The sequence below is a fragment of the Alistipes sp. An66 genome (assembly GCF_002161445.1).
Taxonomy (GTDB): domain Bacteria; phylum Bacteroidota; class Bacteroidia; order Bacteroidales; family Rikenellaceae; genus Alistipes; species Alistipes cottocaccae.
Window position 1 is genome coordinate 129,379 of record NZ_NFHT01000002.1, and the last position, 18,422, is coordinate 147,800.

General features: G+C 61.6%; 14 protein-coding genes. 6 read left to right on the top strand and 8 right to left on the bottom strand.

The window, feature by feature from the left end:
- Nucleotides 1–50: 50 nt before the first annotated feature.
- From B5G16_RS02360 to B5G16_RS02390, 7 genes are read right to left on the bottom strand one after another with little or no spacing between them, the layout of a single operon-like run.
- Complete coding sequence (locus tag B5G16_RS02360) at nucleotides 51–1,397, bottom strand: MFS transporter (RefSeq protein ID WP_087260706.1); 1,347 nt, start codon at nucleotides 1,395–1,397, stop codon at nucleotides 51–53.
- A 13-nt stretch (nucleotides 1,398–1,410) separates the two neighbouring features.
- The gene (locus B5G16_RS02365) at nucleotides 1,411–2,334 is read right to left on the bottom strand and encodes a glycerophosphodiester phosphodiesterase family protein (protein WP_087260708.1); all 924 of its coding nucleotides are present in this window, start codon (nucleotides 2,332–2,334) and stop codon (nucleotides 1,411–1,413) included.
- 3 nt (nucleotides 2,335–2,337) lie between these two features.
- On the bottom strand, nucleotides 2,338–3,363 hold the full coding sequence (locus B5G16_RS02370; RefSeq protein ID WP_087260710.1) for a hypothetical protein: 1,026 nt from the start codon (nucleotides 3,361–3,363) through the stop codon (nucleotides 2,338–2,340).
- Nucleotides 3,360–4,268: a sugar phosphate isomerase/epimerase family protein gene (locus B5G16_RS02375; protein WP_239405927.1), complete on the bottom strand. Its 909-nt coding sequence runs from the start codon at nucleotides 4,266–4,268 to the stop codon at nucleotides 3,360–3,362. The genes B5G16_RS02370 and B5G16_RS02375 overlap by 4 nt, the downstream gene beginning before the upstream one ends.
- A 2-nt stretch (nucleotides 4,269–4,270) precedes the next feature.
- Nucleotides 4,271–6,235 (bottom strand): outer membrane protein assembly factor BamB family protein, encoded by a 1,965-nt coding sequence (locus B5G16_RS02380; protein WP_162612006.1) that lies wholly within the window; start codon nucleotides 6,233–6,235, stop codon nucleotides 4,271–4,273.
- A gap of 21 nt (nucleotides 6,236–6,256) precedes the next feature.
- The gene (locus tag B5G16_RS02385) at nucleotides 6,257–7,651 is read right to left on the bottom strand and encodes a RagB/SusD family nutrient uptake outer membrane protein (protein ID WP_087260713.1); all 1,395 of its coding nucleotides are present in this window, start codon (nucleotides 7,649–7,651) and stop codon (nucleotides 6,257–6,259) included.
- Nucleotides 7,652–7,664: 13 nt separating this feature from the next.
- Complete coding sequence (locus B5G16_RS02390; protein ID WP_087260715.1) at nucleotides 7,665–11,051, bottom strand: TonB-dependent receptor; 3,387 nt, start codon at nucleotides 11,049–11,051, stop codon at nucleotides 7,665–7,667.
- 320 nt (nucleotides 11,052–11,371) lie between these two features.
- Here B5G16_RS02390 and B5G16_RS02395 point away from each other — a divergent pair, with 320 nt between their 5' ends.
- Together B5G16_RS02395 and B5G16_RS02400 are read left to right on the top strand one after the other, a co-directional pair.
- Entirely contained in the window at nucleotides 11,372–11,962 is a 591-nt protein-coding gene (locus B5G16_RS02395; protein WP_087260717.1) for an RNA polymerase sigma factor, read from the top strand.
- A complete protein-coding gene (locus B5G16_RS02400) occupies nucleotides 11,959–12,945 on the top strand; it encodes a FecR family protein (RefSeq protein ID WP_087260719.1) in 987 nt (328 codons plus the stop codon). Before B5G16_RS02395 ends, B5G16_RS02400 begins: the two co-directional genes overlap by 4 nt.
- A gap of 414 nt (nucleotides 12,946–13,359) precedes the next feature.
- Here B5G16_RS02400 and B5G16_RS02405 read toward each other — a convergent pair whose 3' ends face one another.
- Entirely contained in the window at nucleotides 13,360–14,205 is an 846-nt protein-coding gene (locus tag B5G16_RS02405; RefSeq protein WP_087260721.1) for a helix-turn-helix transcriptional regulator, read from the bottom strand.
- Between the two features lie 545 nt (nucleotides 14,206–14,750).
- Between B5G16_RS02405 and B5G16_RS02410 the strand changes: the two genes are divergently transcribed.
- From B5G16_RS02410 to B5G16_RS02425, 4 genes are read left to right on the top strand one after another with little or no spacing between them, the layout of a single operon-like run.
- Nucleotides 14,751–15,320, top strand: a complete 570-nt coding sequence (locus tag B5G16_RS02410) for a LemA family protein (protein WP_087260723.1) — start codon at nucleotides 14,751–14,753, stop codon at nucleotides 15,318–15,320.
- A gap of 35 nt (nucleotides 15,321–15,355) precedes the next feature.
- Nucleotides 15,356–16,333: a DUF3137 domain-containing protein gene (locus B5G16_RS02415; protein ID WP_239405928.1), complete on the top strand. Its 978-nt coding sequence runs from the start codon at nucleotides 15,356–15,358 to the stop codon at nucleotides 16,331–16,333.
- A gap of 44 nt (nucleotides 16,334–16,377) precedes the next feature.
- Complete coding sequence (locus B5G16_RS02420) at nucleotides 16,378–17,034, top strand: hypothetical protein (protein ID WP_087260728.1); 657 nt, start codon at nucleotides 16,378–16,380, stop codon at nucleotides 17,032–17,034.
- A 22-nt stretch (nucleotides 17,035–17,056) separates the two neighbouring features.
- Complete coding sequence (locus tag B5G16_RS02425) at nucleotides 17,057–18,415, top strand: hypothetical protein (protein ID WP_087260730.1); 1,359 nt, start codon at nucleotides 17,057–17,059, stop codon at nucleotides 18,413–18,415.
- Nucleotides 18,416–18,422: the final 7 nt, after the last annotated feature.

Sequence of the window (18,422 nt, forward strand, 5' to 3'; positions counted from 1 at the left end):
CTCCCCCCCCCGGCCGAACCAAAGGCCGGATGTCCGGAAAGGTCGCCGCCCTATTTTGCGCGGGCGTTCCAGACGGCCAGCGTACAGAGGACCGAGAGGACGGCGGCGCCGATCCAGAACCACGTGACGACCGAAAAGTCGTATAATGCGGCGTCGGCCGTACCAGCGCTCCTGCCGTGCTGGATCAGGATGCCGCTCAACAGGTCCTGCACCGCGGCACCCACATAACTGGCGATCCCGACGACGCCCAGCGCCGCCCCGGAGGCCTTCTTCGAGGCAATGTCCACGGCCATCAGTCCACCCAAGAAGCAGATCAGCGCCCCGATGGCCAGTCCGAAGATCACCATGCTCGCGGCATCGAGCCAGAAACAGTCGCGCGGGCCCAGCAGGAAGAGGCAGAGTCCGAGGATGTTCATCACGCCGAAGATCAGTGCCGGGAGGTTGCGGCGCCCGCCGAAGAAGCGGTCCGAAACCCACCCCGAGGCGACGGTCCCGACAATGCCGCACACCGAGCTGATCGAAATCACCGAGCTGGCTTCGAGGTTCGTATAGCCCTTGTCGGCTTCGAGGAAGAAGATGCCCCAGCTGTTCACGGCATAGCGCGAGACATACATGAAGGCGCTGGCCAGGGCCAGCATCCAGATCGCGGGGTTGCGCAGCACCTCCTTCTGGTAGTCGCCGACCGACTTGCCGTCGGCCGCCGCGGCCTCCTCCTTCGGCTGATCGCCCTTGTAGAGCGCCACGGGCGGCAGGCCGTTGCTCTGGGGCGTGTCGCGCATGAAGAGCACGACGACGAGGAACCCCACCAGCCCCAGCACCGCCGTGCCGCGGAATCCCCACTGCCAGCCGAGCGACGCGACGATCACCGCCGTGACGATGAAGGTGATCGCCTCACCGATGTTGTGGCTCGACGACCACAGCCCGTAGAAGGTTCCGCGCTCGCGGTCCCCGAACCAGCGCGAGAGGGCCACGACGCACGGCGCGGCACCCATCGACTGCGCCCATCCGTTCACGGCCCACAGCACAAGGAAGACGGCGAACGAGGTCGTGAAGCCCAGCACGAGGTTGATCAGCGCCGTGGCGAGGAGTCCGGCCGCGAGGAAGCGGCGGATGTTGCTGCGGTCGGCCAGGAATCCGTTCGTGAGTTTCCCGACGGCATAGGTGATGAAGAGTCCCGAGCCGATGATGCCCAGTTCGGCCTCGGAGAGGACCCCGGCATCGACGATCGGTTTCTTGATGACGTTCAGGCTCAACCGGCAGACGTAGTAGAGTCCGTATCCGAGCGTGGCGGAGAGGAAGACCGACCACCGCAGCCGCCCGTAGCGTTTGCGGATCGCCTCGGGGTCGGCCAGCGGCTCCGCGGCCGGCGAAATGGCGAAGAATTTCAGCAGATTCATGGCCTTCCCGGAATTAGTCGTGCAACCCGCGCCGGCGGAGGTAGTCGAGCAGGTGTTCGGCGCGGTCGGTCTGGATGATCCGGGCGCCAAGCGTATCGACGAGGTAGCCGAACGCCGCATCGGGATCTTCGAGCGAGAGGTCGTCGTCGTGGCCCCCGCAAAGCGTATCCCACAGCGTGTTGTACCAGATCAGCGCCCGGCCGCGCAGCGTGTCGCGCATCCGGAGCGGCATGGCCGTATCTTCGGCCCGGGCATAGAGCAGTTCACAGGCCGCGGGCTTCAGGTCGGAGACGTACGCCTGCATCAGTTCCGCGGCATCCGCGTTGTCGAGGTTCACCACCGGCATGTAGATCACCTCATCGAGGTATTTCCCATACAGGGCCAGCACCTCATCGGCGGGTTTCGAACCCTTCATGACGATCTGGCGCGTCGTTCCGGTTCGTTCCAGCACCGGCACCACGAGGTCGAAGTAGCGGTCGGCCTTGTCGAGATTGACCAGCACACGCCCTTTGGCGGCCAGAAGGGCCTCTTCGAGCGTCGGGACCGAGTGTTTGGTGCGGATGCCGCAGCCGTTTTTGAGCCGGAGCGTGCGGATCGAATCCAGCGTCCAGTCGGCCACCTTTCCCTTGCCCGTGGTCGTGCGGTCCAGCGCGGCGTCGTGCATGACGATCAGCACGCTGTCGCGGGTCAGTTGAAGGTCCAGTTCAACTACGTCGACCCCCACGTCGATCGAGTGTTCGATGGCCGCCACGGAGTTTTCGGGCGCATGGCGCCAGTCGCCGCGGTGCGCCACGACGAAGACTGCGGAGGTATCCCCCGCCAGGAGGCGTTCCCGGAGCCCTTCGGCCCGGTTTTCCGGCGCTTCCGTCCGCCCGGCGTTGCCGGAACAGCCTGCCAGCACGGCGAGTGCCAGCAGGCAGGATATGATTCGTGTCATGGTTTATTCGAGTTTATGGTTTTTCCAGATCAGCCGTTCGCCCCAGAAAGGCATGTAACTGTGTGCGCAGTCGAGTTTCGAGGCGCGGTTCAGCCCCTGTTCGAGGGTCCAGCGCGACGTCGAGGGATCGGCGTGCGAGAGCTCCAGGATGTGCGACAGCAGGGCGTATTTCGGGGTGAAGAGCTTGCCGAGGACATTGTTCTCGGTCAGTTCGTTGGGCGCATAGCGCAGGACGTAGAGGTCGATCTCCTTCGTCACGTCGAACTGCTCGGGCTGGAAGTTCGAGTCGCCGGAGTGCAGCAGCACGAAATGGTCCGTATCCGCACCGCAGTCGATCTGGAAGACCGTCACGGGCACGTTCGTCGAGCCGTTGTTGTGGTTCGTGATGAAGGTGTGGAGTGCGAAGTTGCCGATCGTGTAGTCTTTGGCCGTCTCCGAGGTGTATGCGTATCCCGGCCGTTCGAGGTAGTTCGTCACGACGGGTTTTCCGGATTCAAGCATCGCATCGATCAGTGGCAGACTCTTGTGGTCCTGATGGACGTGCGTCGAGGCGTAGAAATCGAGGTACGGGACCAGTTCGGCGGCCCGGCGGTGGTAGATGTCCACGCCGAAGCAGCCCGACGGCGTCTGGATGACATAACCCATGTTGTAGAGCATCCAGATATGGACCTCCCCCGCGGCCGGCTTCCCGTCGCGCAGACCGTTCAGCACCCGGTCGAACGCCGCATCGTAGCAGGTCAGAATCCGCTCGCTCCTTACCAGCGAGGCGGCCAGCCGCTCGTCGGCATCGAGAAAGCTCGAAAAGGTCGCACTCGAACAGGCGTCGGCATAGCTCTGGATCGTCGCGAAGAGTTCGCGGCGCGTCGTCAGGTCGGCATCGAGCGGCGAGGTCGCCCACAGCGCCTCCATCGTCTCCGCGGCGGCATTCGGCTGCGGGGGTTCGGGTGTCCGCTCCACCCCCTTTTCGTTGCAGGCCGCAACTCCGGCTGCCAGCGACACGGTCAAAAACAGGCGGAAGAAAAATTTCATGGTCTCGTTTGATTTAATTCGTTGTAGTCTTCGCACATACGTTCGAACCCCGCGGCGATGTCCCGGGTCGTCGTGCGGCTGCCGTCGCGGCGCAGCTTCTTCACCTCGTGCATCAGCACGCCGTCGTAGCGGGCCTTTTCCCGCAGGCCGACAAGGAAGGCGCCCCAGTCGATCCGCCCCTCGTAGGGCAGCCAGTGGCATTCGTTCACGAAATCATAGTCGGAGATGTGCACGGTCCGGATCCGCCGTCCGGCCGTCTCGATGAAGTGCGCGACGGTCCCCTGCACATAGTGGTTCGTGTCGAAGCAGATCCCGACGCCCGGCACGGCGTCGACGATGCGCACCAGCTCCTCGGGCGTGTTGCCCAGGCAGGTGCGCGGAAGGTTCTCGATGCAGAGTTCCACGCCGCACGCGTCGGCAACGGCCTTCAATGTGCGGATCGACGCGACGGCGTTTTCGAGCCGCCGCTCGCGCAGGCTGTCGGCAATCGGCTCCGAACTGGGGTGCAGCACCAGCCGCTGCGGCGCATAGAGTTCGCAGCTCCGGCGGATCATCTGCGCCTGAACCGCCACGTTCGCCGCCCGCAGCGAGTCGTCCGCAACGGAAATGTCGAGCGTCCGCGAGAAGGGCAGATGCACCGACCACACCTGCATTCCGGCGCTGTCGAGGCGCTCCTTCATCCGGAGCATCCGGGGGAGCTGCTCCTCTTCGGGAACACCCCGATAGCACTGGTTCACGGCGACTTCAACCCACGGGATACCGTCGGTGCGGGCCTGTTGCAGCTCCTCGACCGCAGGAATCGCACCCCACACGGCGGTGGAGGTCCCGACCTCGGGCCGTTGGGCCGAAGAGGGGATCTCCATACCGAGCAGGAAGAGCGTCAGAAGAATTGCAAACCGTATCATGGTCATTTCAGGGAGTTGCTGCCCTGCGCATTTCCGCCGCGCATGGGCCAGCCGGACGTCGCCGCAGGATGCGGCAGCCCGATGGCGCCGAATTCGCCGTTCTTGCCGTAGTAGAGGCGCTGGTCCGGGCCGATCGTTACGGGACTCATCGTCTGGGAACCGATCGCGGTATATTCCGAACGGTTGCCCGAGGCGTCGAAGGCCAGCAGCGAGAAGGGCGACACATATTGCGAGATGTAGGCTGTACCTGCCTCGTCGAGCGCAAAGCCCGAATAGATGTAGCTCGTCGCGCTCTTGTCCTCCCATTTGAGCGAGCCGTCGCGCTTCACGGCGTAGAGGTAGCCGTTCTTCTCGCAGAAGTAGACCGTCCCCTCGCCGTCGACGGCCGGGTGGTAGCAGTCGCCGTTGGTCGTTTCGTAGTGCCACAGCTCGCTTCCGTCCGACGTGCTGACGGCCACGCACCCCTTCGACGAGGCTTTCAGCACGGCATACAGCGCGCCGTCATGCAGGGCCAGCGAACCGCCCCGCTCGGTGACCGCATAGGCCGTCTTCGAGGACCATTTCAGTTGTCCGTCGGCGGAATAGGCCCAGATGCCGGTCGAGGTGCCGATGTAGACCGTACCGTCGGCATCGACCACGACACCGCCGCCCACGCCGCTCTGCACGGCCGACCACCGCTCGTCGCCCGATGCCGCGTCGAACGCATAGAGGCGTCCGTCGTTGGCCAGCGCATAGACCACCCCGTCGGAGGTCACGGCCGGAGCGGCCTGCACCTTCGCGCCGAGCGACTTCTTCCAGCGGAGGGAGCCGGTTGACGAAACGGCATAGAACGAACCGCCGTCATCCTCGGTTCCGAAATAGACCGTACCGTCCGTTCCGACCGAAGGCCCGGCGCCGTAGGTCGCGGCATCGGTCGTATAGCTCCAACGGGTCTGGCCCGTGATGGCGTTCACGGCGATGAGTTTCTTGTCGGTCTGCGAGATGGTGTAGAGCGTCTGTCCGTCGGGCGTAAAGGCGATCTGGCTGGCCTTCTGGTATCCGGCGTTCGGGAACGTCGACCAGGCAAGACCCGAGACCGTAATCTCCCGGGTGGCTGACTCCGTAGACTGGTCTTCGTAAGTGACAGTCAACGTTACGGTCCACGTTCCGGTCTTGGCGAAGGCGTAGAGCGGGATCTCTTCATCCGAGGAGCCTCCGTCGCCGAAATCCCAGTGTACCGAAGCCACCGTGCCGCGCACGAAATAGGCCGGGTTGTATTCGAACGAGCAGAGCTCGAACTGCCGCAGCGAGGCCAGGTCGGCCGACGAGGTGGGCGTCGCAACGAACGGATCGATCAGTCCGGGCGTCGCCGCGGCCGTCAGCGTCTCGGAGTCGCCGTGGGCGTAGACGCACGTCAGCGCAAAGGTGTATGCGCGGTCGTTGGTCAGCCCTTCGACCAGGCAGGAGGTTTCGCCCGAGTCGACCGTCAGCGTTCGGTCATCGTCCGAGGCCGAGGAGACGACCAGCCGGTAGGAGTAGTCGAGCGAGGTCTCCGGGGCCACCCACGAAAGGAACACGCGCCCGTCACCGGCCATCGCCTTGAAGTTCGAGGCCGCGATGCGGGTCGATTTCGGCGTCGCGAAGGCCGTGACCTTCATCGACAGCCCGCCCGCATAACGCGCCTGCACGGCGAACGTGTAGGTGCAGCCGTTGGTCAGGCCCTCGACCGTCAGCGCATGCTGTCCGGCCTCGACCGTCGCATCACCGCCCTCGATCTGGGCATCGTCGGGCGTCCAGGAGACGTAATAGTCGAGCGGCCGGGGTTTCTCCGCCTGGGCCGTCCACGAGACGGTGGCGGTACCGTCGCCTGCCGTGGCCGTCACCGTCTCGACCTGAAAGAGGTCGAACGACGCCTGCGGCAGCTGATCCTTGCTGCATCCCGCCAGCAGCACGGCGCTTGAAAGCGCCCCAAGAAGTATGTTTTTCATCGTTGTCATTCATTTAAACCATTAATAACCGGGATTCTGCCACAGCAGCGACGTATTGTTGATGCGTTCGAGCTCCGTGTTGGGAATCGGGTAAAGCAGCTGATAGTCCTGAATGGCGTGGCCTTCGGCCGCCATGGCCTCTTTGGCATAGCCCATGCGCACGAGGTCGAACCACCGCTGTCCCTCGTAGGGGAACTCCTTCTGGCGTTCGAGGCAGACGGCGCGGCGGAACGCATCCTGATCGGGCAGATCCGTAATGTTCAGCGGATCGAGCCCGGCCCGCGTATGTACGGCATTGAGCGCTTCGAGGGCCGGCGATGCCGACGAACCGTCGTAGCCCACCTCGTTGAGCGCCTCGGCGTAAAGCAGCAGCACGTCGGCATAGCGCAGCAGGATCTGGTCGTTGCCGTATTGGAGCGTCGTCGCGTCGCGCGTGTCGAAAAACTTCTTCATCAGATAGAGCTGCACGTCGGGGACCTTCTGGTATTCGATCAGCGCCCGGCGGGCGTCGTCCTCGCCGTAAAGGGATTTCAGAACGGGGCTCTGGCCCGAGTTGTCCGTCAGGTTCGAGATCGAGAACCAGGCTCCGTGTCCTTCGTCGACCACCGTCTTGTTGAAGCGGATGGCGAAGATCACCTCGCCGTTCATCTTGTTGTTCACATCGAAGACATCGGCCACATCCTCCAACAGGGCGTATTTCCCGATCACCTCTTTCAGGACATCGGCGGCCTGCTGCGGCCTCTTGAACGTCAGGTAGACCTTGCCCAGCAGCGTCCGGGCCGCACCGAGCGTCGCACGACCCGCATCGGCCCCGTCGTAGCTCTCCGGAAGCATCGCCTGGTCGACGATCTCTTGCAGGTCGCCGGCAATCAGGTCGAACATCTCCTCCTCGGACGAGCGCCCGATCCGGAGCGCCTCCTCGACCGTCACAACCCGCCGCGTCGCGGGAACGCAGCCCCAGAGCCGGTATTTCATGAAGTAGGTATAGGCCCGCAGGAACATCGCCTCGCCCTTGTACTGGGCTTTGAGCCGCTCGTCGAAATCGGCCCCGTCGATGCGGTCGAGCACCATGTTGCAGCGGTAGACCGCATTGTCGAAATTGGCCCAGGCATCTTCGAGAATGCCGTTCGAGGCGTTGTCGCGGAACTGGTCGATGTCGTAGCGGTCCTGCGTGCCGGTCGTCGGGGCATCGAGGTAGAGATTGTCGCTGCGGTACTCGCACAGCTCCGTATAGTAGTTCACCTGGGTCTGGAATTTGGCATAACAGCCCACCACGGCGATGTCGAAATCGCCCGCCGTCTCGTAGATGTCGTCGACGGCCACTTCGTAGTTCGGCGTGAGGTCGAAGAACGACTCGCCGCACGAACCCAGGCCGAACAGCGCAATGACTGCGCCGAAAATCCGTATCTTTTTCATCTTTCGTGTCGTATTAGAAGGTAACATTGAGACCGACCATGTAGGTCTTGGCCAGCGGATAGGTTCCGTAGTCCTCGCCGGGCGTCAGGGCGCTCGTGCTGCCGCTCACCTCGGGGTTGTAGCCCGAATAGTCGGTCCACGTCACGAGGTTCTGCGCCGAAACGTAGACCCGCAGCTTCTCGACATGGAACTTCCGGGTCCACTTCGCCGGCAGCGTGTAGCCCAGGGCGATGTTCTGCAAACGCAGGTAACTGCCGTCCTCGATGTGCCAGGTCGACGTGCGCCCGTTGTTGCCGGTCTGCTTGCGGTTCACGCGGTTGGTGTTGCCGTCGCCCGGCTGGTCGGCGCTGACCCAGCGGTTCAGGGCGGCGGTCGTCCCGTTGACGTTCCCCTCCATGTTGTCCAGGTAGCGGCGGTTCAGATTCAGGATCTCGTTGCCGTAGACCCCCTGGAAGGCCACCGCAAAGTCCAGCCCCTTGTATCCGAACGTTCCGCCGAATCCGTAGGTGAAGTCCGGCATGTAGTTGCCGACGATCGTGCGGTCGGTGTTGGTGTCGATCACGCCGTCGCCGTTGACGTCCACGAAGCGGAAATCGCCCGGCTGCGTGGTGTCGAAGTGCGGGTAGGCCTTCAACTCGTCGGCATTCTTGAAGATACCGTCCTGCACGAGCACGTAGTAGGAGCCGATCGGCTCGCCGACCTTCGTGATGTAGTAGGCGTGCTCGACGCTGCCGGAGGTGATGATCGGCGTGTCGTTGGCCCCGAGCGCCTTCACCTCGTTGGTGTTCGTCGCCCAGTTGGCGTTGAGCGAGTAGCTGATACCGTTGGCATAGGAGTGCTGCGAGGTGGCCGAGAGCTCCCAGCCGCGGTTGTTCACCTTGCCGATGTTCATCAGCGTCGTGCTGTAACCCGTCAGGTGCGGGATCGGCACTTCGAGCAGCATGTCCGTCGTGTTGGCGTAGTAGTACTCGGCCGTCAGGTTGAAATAACCGCCCAGAAGGCTCAAATCGGCTCCGACGTTGAACATCGAGGTCTTCTCCCACGTGAGGTTCGGATTGGCGACGTTCGTGGGCTTGTATCCGTTCACGAGCGAGCCGCTCCCCGTCCCGAGGATGTAGTTGTCGCCGTCCATCGTGGCCAGGTGCTTGTAGTTGCCGATCTGGAAGTTACCCGTCTGACCGTAGCTGGCGCGCAGTTTCAGGTCGCTGACCCACGACAGGGCCGCGGCGTTCTGGAAGAAGGGCTCGCCCGAGATGCGCCACGCGGCCGAGGCCGAAGGGAAGTATCCCCAGCGGTTGTTCCGCCCGAAGCGCGACGAACCGTCGGCACGGATCGCCGCCGAAAGCATGTATTTGCCCTTGTAGCTGTACTGCACGCGGGCCAGGTAGGAGGCCAGCGACCACTCGTCGGTCTTCGAGTCGCCGTCGTTCACGGTTCCGCCGCCGATCGTCTGGTTGTAGTCGTTCGGGTAGTCCGTGGCCGTGACGTTGTTGCCCTTGTAGGTCTCCTTCTGCGCCGACTGCACCAGAACGGCCGTCAGCGAGTGGTCGCCGAAGTCCCGCGAATAGGTCAGCTGGTTCTCGATGAGCCAGTTGAAGTAGAAGCCCGAAGAGCTGTATCCGACGGGGTTGGATTTCTTCCCGTAGTTGGCCTTGCCGATGGTTTCCAGTTCGGAGGAGGAGTAGGTGTCGTTGTGGGCGCCGTAGAAGGTGCCGCCGATCGAGGTCTGGAACGAGAGCCCCTTGCAGATGTCGTAGCCGAGGAACGCCCGGCCGGTCATGGCCATGCGGTCCACGACGTCGGATTTGAGCGTCGCCAGCGCCACGGGGTTCAGGATCTCGTTGTGCTGGTAGTCGTTGCCGATGCGCCAGTAGCCGTTGCCCTGGAAGTTGAAGGTTCCGTCCTCGTTGTAAACGGGCCACATCGGGTTCGAGCACAGCGCCGACTGCACCACGCCGCCCGAGCTGTAAGGTCCCGAGGCATTGACGCGGTTCGATTTGGAGTACGACGGCGAGAAGTTCACGCCGTACTTGAAGTTCTTGTACTTGCCGTCGAGGTTCAGGCGGAACGAATACTTCTCGAAATCGGAGTTGATGATGATACCCTCCTTGTAGTAGTAGTTCGCGGAGATGAAGTAGTTGATGTTCTGCCCTTTCCCGGAAATCGAAACGTTGTGGCTCGTGGTCGAGGCCGTGCGGAAGATGGCGTCCTGCCAGTCGGTGTCGGTCAGACCCGGCTCGCCGTTCAGATAGGGCGTGAGTTCCACGGGCCAGTTCATGTAGGATTCGGGCCGCTCGCCGTTGGGGGCCGTGCCGCCGGGATAGATGCTGTAATAGGAGTTGTCGTGTCCCTCTTTGGCAAACTGCGCATACTGGTAGGCATTCATCAGGTCGATCTTCTTCGAGACCTGCTCGATGCCGTAGTAACCGTCGTAGGTGACCTGGATGGTCTCCGAATGGCCCTTCTTGGTCGTGATGAGGATCACGCCGTTCGAGCCGCGCGAACCGTAGATCGCGGCCGACGAGGCATCCTTCAACACCTCCATCGACTCGATGTCGTTCATATTGAGGTTCGAGAGTCCGTTCTCCATCGGCACGCCGTCGACGATGTACAGCGGGTCGTTGCCGGCCGTCGCCGAACTGATACCGCGCACGCGCACCATGACGTTGCCTTCGGGATCGCCGCCCGTCTGCATCACCTGCACGCCGGGCATCTTGCCGATCATCGACTGCCGGAAGTCCGAGATGGGCTGGTTGGCGATATCCTCGGCCTTGATCGACGAGATGGCCGTCGAGACGTCGCGCTTGCGCACGGCGCCGTAACCGATCACCACCACGTCGTCCAGCGCCGTGGCCTCCTCCTTCAAGCGGATTTCGAATGACGTGCGGCTCCCGACCGGAATCTCCTGCGTGTCGTACCCGATGTAGGAAACGACCAGCACGTCGGCAGGCGTCACATCGAGAGCGAATCCGCCGTCGATGCCCGTACTGGCACCCCGTGTCGTACCCTTCACGACGACCGTGGCCCCGATGACGGGCTCGCCGGACGCATCCGCCACCGTACCCTTTACGGTCCGGGGTTGAAGGGGGGGGGTCGACGCGGCCGGTTTGGCCGTCAGATAGATTTTCCGGTTCTTGATCTTGTAGCCGATCTGCGTGCCGGCGAAGAGCCGGTCCAATGCCGTTTCGAGTTTCGTGTCCGCGACGTCGAGCGACACGATGCGGTCGGGATCGACCGTAGGACGCGAGTGGTAGAACGCATAGCCGGTCTGCCGCGAAATCTCGTCCAGCACCTGCACCAGCCTGACCTGCCGGAGCCTGACAGTCACCTGCTGCGCCGAGACCGCGGTCACGGACGCCGCCAGAAGGACTGCCGCCAATAGGAGTCTAAATGGTTTCATTTCTGTTGGATTGGTTAATAAAGATAGGAAGAATCGGTGAATCAAATGTTTCTTTGCCGCAAAGATGTACAGCAGAAGATGCGGCCGGAGAACATCGAAATGACAATACGATGTCAATTTGCATGCAAGAAGTCAAAAGTTATCGGGTCATACGGTTGTAGTTTTGTCGGTTCATTCAAAGGACACACAGTCATCCCGAAAAGTGTGAGCGCAGAGCCGATTTTTCCGAAAAAAAATTCCGGACTACTCATTTTGCCCCCTTTCGGGTGTCTTGTAAATGAAACCGAATCGTTATCTTTGTATGGCTTTAACGAACGGATATGACTTCTTGGAAAGGAGATACGGAAGAGGACCTCGCGCTGCTCGAAAGGCTTCGGAAGGGCGACCGGGCGGCATTCGAGGCCATCTACCGGCGCTACCACGCCAAACTCTATACGCTGGCACTGCGCTATCTGAAAAACCGCGCCGACGCCGACGACGCCTTGCAGCAGCTTTTCGTCAAGCTGTGGACCGCCCGCGAGGCGCTTTTCATCACGCGGAATCTCTCCGGATACCTGTACGGAATGCTGAAACACCAGGTCCTGAACCAGATCCGCAACAACGTCAACGCCCTGCAACACAACTACCGGATCGTACAGAAACAACCCCAATACGATGATGACCTTTATACGTTGGCGGAGCGCAGCCACCGCATCGAACTGCTCGGACAGGCCATAGCCACTCTCCCGCCCCAGCAGCGGGCCGTGGCGACGATGCGCTGCGAAGGCTACTCGAATCAGGAGATCGCCGCACGGCTCAACCTGTCGATCCACACGGTGAACACCCACTACCGGGAGTGTCTGAAACGGTTGAAGAGCCTCCTTGCCGGGGCTGCGAACTTATTGATAACCCTGTTATTGTTGATCCGATGAAACGACCCGATGAAATAATTCTGAAACGAGTTCTCAATGAAACGGCCACCCCCGAGGAGGCGGCCGAAGTCGCCGCATGGTTCGCCACGGACGAAGGTCAGCAATGGCTCTCCGCCGAGTTCGATGCCGATGCGCAGCGGTTGGAATCGGGTGCTGCCGCCCCGCTGTCCGACATTCCGGGCGAAGAGCTGCTGCGCCGCATCGAGCGCATCCTCGCACGCGCCCGGAGACGTCGCATGTGGTTCCGGGCGGCCGCGGTCCTGATTCCCTGCGCCCTGATTCTGGGTCTGTGGGCCAATCTGAACAGCCGCCTGGGCGGCGCGCTCTTCTCGGCCGACGAACAGCAGACGGTCTCGGCGGCGGTCGGACAGCGCAAGGAGGTGATTTTCCAGGACGGAACGCGGGTCTTCCTCAACGCCGGCTCGACGATCTCCTATCCCGAACGGTTCGGACTCTCGGAACGCCGCGTGCTCCTCGACGGCGAAGCCTATTTCGAGGTGGCGCACAACTCCCGGCGGCCATTCATTGTCGAGACCGCCGACCATGCGGCAATCCGGGTTCTGGGCACGGAGTTCGATGTCAAGGCATACCGGGCCGATGAAATGATCTCGGTGGTGCTGATCCGGGGAAGCGTGGAGTTTTCACGCGGGGGAAAGAGCTTCCTGCTGGAACCCTCCCAGCGGCTCATCTATGACAAACGACTGGATACGAGCCGGATCGAGGATCTGGACAATGCCGAGCAGTCGATCCTGTGGAGCCACAATACGATCTGTTTCCGGGATACGCCCATGCGGGAGGTCATCACCGAACTGGGCCGCTGGTACGACGTACGCTTCGAGGTGACGGACCCGGCGGTCTACGAATGTACGTTCAGCCTCCAAACCCCCAACCTGCCGCTCCGGGAGCTGCTCGACGAACTGGAAAACATCGCGCCGATCCGCTGTTCGCTCAAAGAGGGAATCGTCGTAATCAGCGGACGATAGCAAGCGTCCTACGGACAAAAACGGGAGATCTCCTACGTGCCGGAGCGACTTTTCAATCGGGATGACGTCCCTGCGATCCGCCGGCCGGGACTTCGCCCGGACCTCGCGCGGATTTCAGGCGGACCGAATGGCGTTTCGGACTCCCGGGATCACGGTCCGGCCCCTTGCGACGGAGGGAATCACAACGGCAGATTACAGGAGGACCCCGGTGGCGCCGGGTTCCAACATGGTTCAGGACCTCCGGGACCCGTCGGAGGGGGCGCATGCCTCCCTTCGACGACATGGCCGCGAGACATATTTTTCGGACAATCGGATTCCGCATGGATTCGGGGTTCATCGGCGACGTAAAAATAGGAACCGCCGGCGAATGCCCGGTTCTGACCGGAGGCCGGAAATTTCTGACCGGAGGCTGTTTTACGGCTCCCCTAACTTCTCCCGCATCTGCCGGGGCGGCGCACCGAAATTCCGGCGGCAGTAATCCGCGAACGTGGAGGGCATGTTGAATCCGTTGCGTTCCGCAACCTCCCGCAGCGGAATCTCCGGATCGCGCAGCATCCGTTCGACCCGCTCCCGGCGCTGCCGGCGGAGCCATTCGGAGACCGGAATGCCGAACTCCTGCCGGAAGCGCCGCCGGAACACCGACTCCGACATGCAGCACGCACGGGCCAACGCTCCGCCGGTCGTCATTTCCGGCATTCTGTTCCGGGCCGCCTGCACCCGCTCCCGGAAGCCGAAGGGCCGGAAATCCGGAAGGTATTTCCCGAAAAGGTGAAAATCCCGTTCGGTCAGGAAGGGAAGGGCGGAACGTTGATCCGCAGGCGCCGTATGAAGCCGGTATTCGCGCAGCACATCCCCCGTCATCAGGTTGTAGAAAACATTCAGATGGGGGTATTTGTCGTGACGGCTGACCAGCGAATAAATCCGGGCGCAGGACAAAAGGCCCCGGCTGTTCCTTGTCCGGAGATAATACCGCCAGGTGTCGATGACGTATCCGAGAACCCGGTTGTCCGGGCAGAATGCCGCCAGCATATAGAACAAGGACTCCTCCTGCGGGCGCTCGGGCGGCACGGGGTTACAGCACCGGATCTGCTGCACGAGCCAGCGCATGGCCGGCACCTCCCCCGACAGCGACGCCAGAACCGGCCAGGTTTCGGTGCGCGCGGGATCCGCCCGCCGAATCTCCGACAAAACCCGGCCCGTCCAGATGTTCCATTCCGTATTTTGAGCAGCCCGCTCCAACCGGGCGCATAGTCTGTCCATCTCCCTGCATGCGGTAACAGGTCCAAAGATATGGCTTTTTCCGGAACCCGGGTGCTCCGGAGTCCGCAAATCTTCGGCTTGCAGGCCGCAACGGCGGAAAAAACCGGGTGAACCCGCGGATCGGGAGGGCTCCGGGCACAATTCATTTCGCCCCTTATGCCCGAATAAATCGTTCTTTTTTACCGCCGGTGCTTTGCGGATCAATAAAAAAAACTATATTTGTGGAGTGATTGGGCGCAGTGCCCGGTCGGATACATACGAAGCGTTATGCTGATCTTGCAGTTTTGGGAACCTGAGAAATTTTCAAACTTGGCACGAGAGATGGCATGGCGGCTTTCACGTTTGCGTGGGCTGCTATCACCATATTCGTGCTCAAAGGTAATCTCAGGACCTCCAAAACCAAATATGGCCGCAGACCCACGTTTCGTATCTATCAGGGTTGGGCGGACGGCCCGAATCCCGGAAGGTGCAGAATGGATGCAGCGGAGACACGAAAAAAATCGGAACAACCCGGAAATACAGAACCTGATAAAACGATATGTATTATGTCGACCGGAGGAATCATCATCTGCCTGGCGGCGGTCGCCCTGCTGCTGATCGTGTGGGGCATCGTCACCAACAACAGCCTCATCGCCAAGCGGAACCGCGTCAGGCAGTGCCGAAGCGGCATCTGCGTGGTCTTGAAGCAGCGCAACGACCTGATCCCGAATCTCGTGGCATCGGTCCGGACCTATATGGGCTACGAAAACGAGCTCCTGACGCGCATCGCCGACCTGCGCTCTCGGACGGCCGCGGCTCCGGAAGGGGAGCAGATCCGCAACGGCGGTGAGATCTCCGCACTGCTGGGGCGTCTGAACATCGCCGTGGAGAACTACCCCGAATTGAAAGCCAACGCACAGTTCCTGCATCTGCAAGGTCAGATCGCGCAGATGGAGGACGAGTTGCAGGCCATACGACGCACCTGCAACGCCGCCGTCACGGACTACAACAACGCCATCGAAATGTTCCCCTCGTCGATCATCGCCGCATGGCGCCGCCACACGCAGGAGGAACTGATCGAAATCCCCGAAGAAGAAAAACAACCGGTTTCGGTCGCCGACCTCTTCCGCTCATGAACGCAACGATCGACTTCAAACGGCTTTCCGGCAAAATGAACCGGGAATTGACGCGCATCGCCCGCCTGCGCCGCGTCGTTCGCGTGCTGCTCGTGATCGTCTATTCGGCAACTCTTGTGTGGTTCGTCTTCTGCCTCTTCGGCGGCTACCTGCTCGCCTCGGCCGATTATGCAACGAACGTACAAACCAGCCAATACATCCTTTACGGATTCATCTTCTTCTGCGTGCTGCACTTCGCCCTCATGCGGGGGCTTCAATCGCTCGGCGGACAGGAGACTGCGCTCATGGGCCGCATCGTCGGCGAACTCTTCCCCGAAGCGCGGTTCAACCCGGCGGGCGGCGTCGACCGCGAAGCGCTGGCCGAAAGCCGGCTGTTCGGCGACGCCTCCACCCTCCCGTCGCCGGAAGCGACATCGTACGGCCGCGTGGAACTCCCCGTCGGGGAGCAGACGATGCAGATCTGCGACGTGGGCATCACCCCGCAGCACGACAAGGGCCTCGCAGCGAATCCGCTCACGATGCTCTATCGGTCAATCGTGCGGCCGATCTTCGGGACACGGATCGAAAGCTCGATGCACACGTTCCGCGGCATGTTCGGATACTGCCGCACGCAGCGCCGCTTCAAGGGATATGTCCTGCTGCTGCCGGACCATCTGGAAGACAAACTCGGCTATCTGGCGCAGAGCGTCCAGAGCATCCGTCAGAAGAACGGCGCGAAGTTCGTCCACCTGGAAGACCCCGAATTCGAAAGTCTCTTCGCGGTCTATGCCGACGACGAGGTCGAGGCCCGCATGGTGCTGACACCGGCCACGATGCGCCGCATGACCGGACTGCGGCGATCGTTCAACCGCGACCTGATGATCTCATTCCGCGGCGACACCCTCTATTTCGCCTCCGGGACTCCGGACGGATTCCTGCGTCCCGGCCGGAGATCGCTCGCCGACGAACGACTGCTGGAACAACTCTACCGCGAAATCGACTTCTGCCGCACGGTCGGAGCCGAAATGAAATAAAATGAAATGAAAACAAACTATCCAACTTCAAACACTTCACACGTATGAAAAAATCAATCTGTTTCGCCGCCATCGCCGGCATCGCCGCACTGTTCGTTTCGTGCAACAACGTCAATTCGCTGCTCGGAGGAGCCAAGTATCCGGCCGACCAGGCGGAAACCTACGCCAAAGCGGTCGAAATCCTCAAGGAGAAGGTCGACACGACGAAGTTCAAGATCTTCTCCATGCGTTTCAACGAGCGCGAGGAGCTGTCGAACGATTTGAGCAGCATCTCGCTCGACATGGTCAATGCGGACAACTTTGCCTTCCGTCAGGCCTACTACATGGATGGCCGCGTCGGGCAGATGAACGACTACTCGACGAGCGTCAACGAGATCGACTACGCGAAGATCAAGGGCATCAGCCTCTCGGAGATCGACCCCGCAGCCATCGGACGCCAGATCGAAGAGGCCAAACAGCTCCTGCCCGAAGGACACACCTTCCAGTCGGTCAGCATCTACCAGATCAGCGAAGTGCTTCCGAAAATAATGTCCATGCTGAATCGCGGCAAGGCGGTCGGCACGCAGGAGGCCAACTTCAAGATCTGCTTCACGGAGGACGGCAAGGAGACCGAAACCAGCGGCGGCCAGGTGACGCACCTCTACTACGAAGCCAATATCATCGTCAATCCCGACGGCTCGATCACGCCCGAAGAAGAATAACCGTCAAACCCGACAACGACCCATGAAACGGACACTTCCCTTTATTGCGCCGGTCGTGGACTCCACGCAGAGTGCCATGCAGCGCGACCTGTACGACAAAAGCATCGACCTGTACGGCGAAGGGCAATACGTCGAGGCGTTCCACACGCTGCTCGACCACCTCAACCCGGAGTTCCGCACAAAATACGGCAATGCCGCGGGGACGGAGTTCCACCTGCCCCACGGCTCGATCGTCGTCAACGTGCGTCTCGACGACAGGACGATGTACATCGACGCCGACTTCCTGAACCTGCCCGCAAAGGGCCGCGTGGCGATGCTGCGCCAGGTGGCCGACATGAACATCAACCGCCTGCTGCTGCCGCGCTTCACGAAGGAGGGCGACCGCCTGAAAATGGAGTACCACTGCCCGATCGCGGAGACCCATCCGCACAAGATCGTCAACATCCTGCAAAACATCTGCCGCGTGGGCGACCGCTACGACGACGAATTCTGCACGAAATTCGGGGCCACGCGCTGCTACGAACCCCGCGTAACGCCCTATCCTGCGGAGACGGTGGATCGCATTTACGAGGCGATCCAGTCGCTCGTCCGGGCGACGCTCGACGCCGTCAGGGAGTACAACGACCAGCGTCGTTACGGCTATTCGTGGAACGTCATCGACACGACGTTCTACCAGATCTCCTATTTCGCGCAGCCGCAGGGCCAGTTGGCCAACGACATCGACAAGGCGGTCGACGATATGGACGAGGAGCTGCCCGTGGCCGAACTCGTGATGAAAGGCACGGCCTTCCTGCAAAAACTGCTCGACATGCCGAAGGAGAAGCTGGCCGAGGACCTCTACTATGTCGATACGCTCGTCTCGATCAAGGGCCCTTCGTCGTTGCAGAACGTGCAGGAGAACATGAAGGATGTCTACGAGGAGGCCACGGCCGCCATGCAGAACAAGGATTTCGAGCGGGCTGCCGTGCGCATCTGCTACAAGTTCTACGAAGCCTACTTCTACAACGACATGCAGGACGACCTGAACGTCATCTTCGTCAAGGCGTTGCGTGAAGCTGCCGACCAGCCGATGGAGAAGGCCGCCGAGATCCTCTGGACCGCGCTGGACAAGGTCATGGAGGGTGAGATCGAGGAGGACGACGACGAAGGGTTCTTCGCCGGCGCGATGGAGGGCAACCCGATGGCGCAGCAGATGATGGAGCAGGCGCAGGCACAGGCGCAGGCCATGCAACAGAAGATGGCTGCGGCGATGGGCGGCGACGAGATCCAGGAGCTGCAACGGAAGATGACCGAGGCGATGACGCGCGGCGACATGGCCGAGTACATGCGTCTGGCCGGCGAACTGCAACAGAAAATGATGAGCGGGCTCTTCAACAACTAAACACGAA